Source organism: Staphylococcus ureilyticus, assembly GCF_002902235.1.
In the GTDB taxonomy this organism is placed as follows: Bacteria; Bacillota; Bacilli; order Staphylococcales; family Staphylococcaceae; genus Staphylococcus; species Staphylococcus ureilyticus.
Genome location: NZ_PPRL01000140.1, coordinates 10,125 through 16,044 on the forward strand (window position 1 = coordinate 10,125; position 5,920 = coordinate 16,044).

Genomic DNA, 5,920 nt, shown 5'->3' on the forward strand with positions numbered 1-5,920 from the left:
CAATGAAATTTTTAAAAAACAAAGGGAAAACAACAAATAAAAACAGAAAAAAGTTCGAAATGCCTCATATTTATGTCATATTATTTATATTTGGTGCCATCGCTACCATTTCCACTTACCTCATTCCTTCCGGAGAGTTTAATCGAATTAAAGGACCTGAAGGCAGAGAAATGGTTGATGCAGATTCATTTCATTACATAAAAGCTACACCAGTCAATATAATAGACTTTATATCCATTATTCCTAAAGGACTCATAGCAGCAGGTGAAATCGTATTCTTCACACTTATTATTGGTGGTATGTTTATGGTATTAAGACGTACTGGCATTATTGAAATTGGTGTTGATAAACTCGCGCGTAAATTTTTAAATCATAGTATCTTTATCATTCCAGTATTGACCTCTGTATTTGCAATTATTGCTACTTTAATTGGTACAGCTGAACTTTCGCTTGTATACATACCAGTTATCATTCCGTTAATTATTGCCTTAGGCTATGATTCTATAACGGCTACTGCAATTGCGTTATGTGGTACTGTAGTCGGTTTTACAGTTGGTGTATTAAATCCAATCAACACTGGATTGGCTCAAAAATTGTCCGGTGTACCTGTTTTTTCTGGTATTGGCTTACGACTCACACTCTTTATCATTGTGCTCTTTGTAACAATATTATTTATAATGAGATACGCTCAAAAAGTAAAACAAAATCCAAATATCAGTTTAGTTTATCAAGAAGACACAGAAAAAAGACAGACATATAAAGATATTACGAAGCACAAACCATTGGTTGCCACTCAACGTCAAAAAATCGGTATTGCTATAGTATTAACCTTTTTCGTCATACTTGTTTATGGCGTGACTACACAAGGTTGGTTTATGGTTGAAATGTCCGGCTTATTTATCATTATGGGCATTGTCGTTGGATTAGTTACCGGGTTGACTACACGTGAAATTTGCGAATCATTTAACGACGGATTTAAGGATGTTTTGATGGGCGCTATCATTGTTGGGCTTGCCCGTTCTATCGTGGTCGTTCTTGAAGATGGTAAAATTATGGATAGTATTGTCTATGGATTAGGTTCTGTTATTGAGGGGGCCGCACCGACTGTCGCAGTCATTGGTATGTATATCGTCCAGGTATTAATTAACTTCATCATCTCATCGGGGAGTGGTCAAGCACTTGTCACTATGCCTATCATGGCACCTTTAGCCGATATGCTAGGTATTACTCGCCAAACAGCCGTTTTGGCTTTCCAATTAGGCGATGGTTTCACACATGTATTCTACCCCACAAGCGGTTATTTCATGGCTGCATTAGCTATTGGTGGCGTGTCTTATACCAAGTGGATCAAGTTTTTCTTTCCACTATTTATTATATGGGGACTTATTTCTATTGCTACATTGGTAATTGCGCAATTAATTGGCTGGTCCTAAATATGCTAATACTGGTCATTCGTATATCAGAGCTATTGATAAAATTTTAATCTTTTATAACTTTTAATGAGTACATAAAGGTCAATTTCTATTGAGATGAAATAGAAATTGACGTTTCTTCTGTTTTATAAAAAATGATATGCTGTTGAACGATTAACCCTTTTGGCAAACTTTGAGAATCAATTTTGAGAATCAATTCAAGTTCACGTTTCCCCTATGGATACAGTCAATCACCATTCTATTAAAAATCAATCAATCATTAATACATTCTAAAATACTACGGTTTTCATTTTCTTTGATTACCAATTTTTAAATTCCAGTTGCAAGATTATTCTCTTATTTTTAAATTAATGTTTTATGTTAATCATCATTCTCTATCACTTTTTCCATTCTATAATTAGTAGTTTGAAACCCTAACTTATGATACAAGGACACTGCCCGCCTATTATGACCGAACACATGTAAACCGATACGATGTATATTATTTTTTTCACAATAATCTTCGATACAAAGCATAGTTTTCTCACCTAATCCTTTCCCTCTATAATTGTCAAAAATATGTACATCATAAATAAAACACTTATTTATCTTTTTATTTTCCGCAAAATGCAGCCAGCAATATCCAATCGTTTCATTCAAATAAACAACAGTAAATAAATATTGATTATCAGTAGCTAATCCGTGGGGCAGTAATTTTTCAAAATCTGAACGTGCCCTTTCAATAGCTCCTTCTGTTTCCCAAATACCGCTTTTTATATGTTCATGTGCATATTCATGTATGCTCTTTTCATAAACTTTATCAAAAGTTCGTTGCGTCATTGGTTCTAGTGTTAACGACATGTCATCCCCCTCTCTTTAAATTAACACTAGTTTAGCATAATTCATTTTTCGTTTACGAATTAAAAAAAAGTGGAACAAACACGTTACCTTTAAAAAGATAGTGTCGTTCCACTTTATCAAAGTCACTATATTCACACATTTATTCAAAATTTTTATAGTCCTATTTCAATTTCAATGTCATCGCATTAATGGCAACAATAACCGTACTTAAAGACATCAAAATTGCTCCGATAGCAGGTGATAAGATTAAGCCAATAAATGCTAAAACGCCAGCTGCGAGCGGTACAGCAATAATGTTATATCCAGCGCCCCACCATAAGTTTTGAACCATTTTTCTCATAGTATTTTTAGAAAGTGTAAGGAAATGAATAATGTCTGATGGTGCACTTTTAACAAGGATCACATCTCCTGATTCAACAGCAACATCCGTACCTGCACCAATAGCCATACCTATATCCGCTCGAATTAAACTAGGTGCATCATTGATTCCATCACCAACCATCATTACTTTATGTCCCTCAGCTTGATAGTCTTGAATAATCTTTTCTTTATCTTCAGGTAATAGTTGAGCATGAACATCATTAATACCTAGTTCTTTAGCGACCGTATTTGCCACTTCATTATTATCACCTGTTAACATCACTGGTGTAATATTTCTTGATAATAAATCGGAAACCATTTTTCTAGAACTTTCTTTAATTTTATCACCTTGTGCAATCACTCCTATGACTGCTTCATTATGAATTAAAAAGCTAACTGAATTACCTTGTTTAGCAAGTTTTTCAAACTGTTCTATATCATATTTCAAATTATTTTTTTCTAAATAACTTACATTGGTAATTTTATATTTTTGATTTTCTATTATACCTTGTAAACCAACACCTGGTATATTTGTTACTTCTTGAGGATTTTTGATTGTGATACCTTTATTTTTTGCAAACGTCACGATGCCTAAAGCAAGTGGATGGTTAGAATTACTTTCCAATGAAGCAAATAAAGATAAGATTGCTTCATTATCACTTTGAGGTGTATAGCTTTCATAATGATTAACTGAAAAATCACCTTCAGTTAAAGTCCCTGTTTTGTCCATCATAATATAGTCAATATGCTGAGCTAATTCAACAGAAGATCTATTTTTTATGATTAAGCCATGATGTGCACCAATAGAAGTAGAACGTGCTGTAACAAGTGGTATTGCTAATCCCAATGCATGCGGACAAGCAATAACCAATACTGTCACTAATCGTTCCAAAGCAAAATCTAAATTATTATGGATAATCATCCACACGATAAATGATATTAAACCAATACTCACTGCAAAATAAAATAGATAGCCTGCTACTTTATCTGATAATAATTCAGCGTCTGATTTGTCATTTTGTGCTTGATTGACTAACCCCATCACTTGGGATAAATAGCCATTTTCACCTGTAGCAGTTACTTTGACATTTACCGTACCTGAACCATTTATTGAACCACCAATCACTTCATCTTGTACATTTTTAACCACTTGCTTAGATTCTCCTGTGACTAATGATTCATCTACAGAAGTACTACCTTGAATAATCACACCATCTGCCGGTATGCTTTCTCCAGCTTTCACTTCTACGATATCATCCACTTCGATTTCTGAAATAGAAACTTCTTCTTTTTGTTCTGAATCTATGATTCTTATTGCTTTGTTAGGTAGAAGTTCTGCCATTTTCTTTAAAGCATTTCCTGCATTACCAACTGCATTCATTTCAATCCAATGTCCTAATAGCATAATTAATATTAATGTTGCTAATTCCCAGAAAAAGTCCATTACATGTCCTGATACATTGCTAAAATGATTCATATAAAATGCATATAAACTATAAACATATGCTACAGAAATACCTAGCGCAACAAGTGTCATCATACCAGGCTTTTTAGACGCAAGTTCATCTTTTGCACCAGTTAAAAAAGGTTTGCCACCATAGAAAAACAAAACTGTGGCAAGTACTAATACAATCCAATCAGAACCATTAAATGAGAACTGAAACGGTAATTTTATTCCCATCATTGGTGATAAAATGATGATTGGTATGGCAAATAATAATGATATAAAAAATTTACGCTTAAAATTACCATGATGATGTCCATGGTGTTCATGCATTTCATGTTCTTCATGATGATGTGTATGATGTCCTTCGTGCATCTGATGCTCATGACTATCATGTGCTTCATGATTATTGGAACTTGTCATATTATATCCTCCTTACAAAGTGTATCGTTATTCTCTTAACATAAACGATTATAACACATACCCCTATAAGGTATAATAAATATGCTTACAATTACTAAAAAAGACTGAAACCAACGAATTTCATCGCCTTGATTTCAGTCCTTTTGATCACAGCTATTTATTTTAAGAAACACTAAATGCTATTCACTTACTGCAAAATAATTACCTTGTCCATCTTGAAAATTAAATACACGCGTTCCTGACATTTCAATAATATCATGTCCAGTTAAACCCATGTCTTTTAATTTTGTATAAAGCTCATCAAAATTAGAAGCTTTAAACATCAGTGATGGTGTTCCCAGATTAACGCCTGGGCTATATTTTTTTATAAATTCTTTTTCCATAATAGAGATAGATGTTTCAACTTCATTATTAGGAGCAATTTCTACTGCTTTATATCCCTCCGCTAATGCTTCTTCTGATAAAACTGCAAATCCCATGGTATTTTTCCAAAAATCAACAGCTTTTGACTGATCATCTACATATAGCATGACTTGATTTAATTTTTCCATTTCAATACACCTTTCAATTTTAGACATGCTTAAATATAGCCAAAACGATATACATATAAACGATTTATGTAAAAATTTTTCCCTGTATATAAGTATATAAATTTAAATTTTAGTATTCTCATTAATAATTTAATCTTCTAAGGGATTCAAGTTCCTACCTAAACACAGTATGTTTCTATATATCATTGGTGGGATGAATTTATTATTTTATCTATGGGTTATTATTAAAACCACCGTCAACACCCATTTTTTTCATTTCTTTTACTTCTTCTTGACTATTCAATGTAAACACATGAACTTTTAAACCGTTTTTGTGAGCTCGTTTAATCAACAATTTTATAGTAAAATTCAGCAACACTGTGACATAAATAAATTATTATTATATAATATGAACAAATAATTCATTTGTCATAGTTATTTCAAAATCATGATATGCTAAATCAAAATGAGGTGCTTTATGAGATTTAAAAAAAGTCTAAAATATTCTACTATTTTTTTCTTGATAATAACATTTATCACAATTTTAACCAGACCATCAGAAACAAAAATGAATGAAATGATGAACGCTTCTAATTTCAATACATTACTTTTGATTAGTAACGAATTTATAAAAACAATATCTATAAGTTTACCACCATCAATCATCATATTTTTGGTTTTTTATTTTTATATTTTAAGATCTCAACAAGATTAATATGCTGAATGCTTTTTTGGACAAACGTACTTATCTCTTATTACAACGCAAAAAATTGTTAAAAATAAATTTGTAATTAAAAAGTTAATGCTTCTCAAAGCACATGCTTAAATCTTTACTTCTAAAATTATACATATAATTATATTCATTCATTTAGCCTTAACCTATTAAACCC

Annotated in this window: 5 protein-coding genes; 1 reads left to right on the top strand and 4 read right to left on the bottom strand. The window is 32.0% G+C overall.

Annotation, left to right across the window (positions count from 1 at the left end):
• Window positions 1–2 precede the first annotated feature (2 nt).
• Window positions 3–1,433 carry a YfcC family protein gene (locus CD150_RS11890; protein ID WP_073342958.1) on the top strand — a complete coding sequence of 477 codons (1,431 nt, stop codon included), beginning with the start codon at window positions 3–5 and terminating at the stop codon, window positions 1,431–1,433.
• Between the two features lie 360 nt (window positions 1,434–1,793).
• Here CD150_RS11890 and CD150_RS11895 read toward each other — a convergent pair whose 3' ends face one another.
• The 4 genes from CD150_RS11895 to CD150_RS13880 form a co-directional block, all read right to left on the bottom strand.
• Window positions 1,794–2,273, bottom strand: a complete 480-nt coding sequence (locus CD150_RS11895; RefSeq protein WP_073342964.1) for a GNAT family N-acetyltransferase — start codon at window positions 2,271–2,273, stop codon at window positions 1,794–1,796.
• 160 nt (window positions 2,274–2,433) lie between these two features.
• Window positions 2,434–4,500, bottom strand: a complete 2,067-nt coding sequence (locus tag CD150_RS11900; RefSeq protein WP_073342969.1) for a heavy metal translocating P-type ATPase — start codon at window positions 4,498–4,500, stop codon at window positions 2,434–2,436.
• A gap of 179 nt (window positions 4,501–4,679) precedes the next feature.
• Window positions 4,680–5,051: a VOC family protein gene (locus CD150_RS11905; RefSeq protein WP_046207467.1), complete on the bottom strand. Its 372-nt coding sequence runs from the start codon at window positions 5,049–5,051 to the stop codon at window positions 4,680–4,682.
• A 211-nt stretch (window positions 5,052–5,262) separates the two neighbouring features.
• Window positions 5,263–5,409: a glycerophosphodiester phosphodiesterase family protein gene (locus tag CD150_RS13880; protein ID WP_225792139.1), complete on the bottom strand. Its 147-nt coding sequence runs from the start codon at window positions 5,407–5,409 to the stop codon at window positions 5,263–5,265.
• Window positions 5,410–5,920 lie beyond the last annotated feature (511 nt).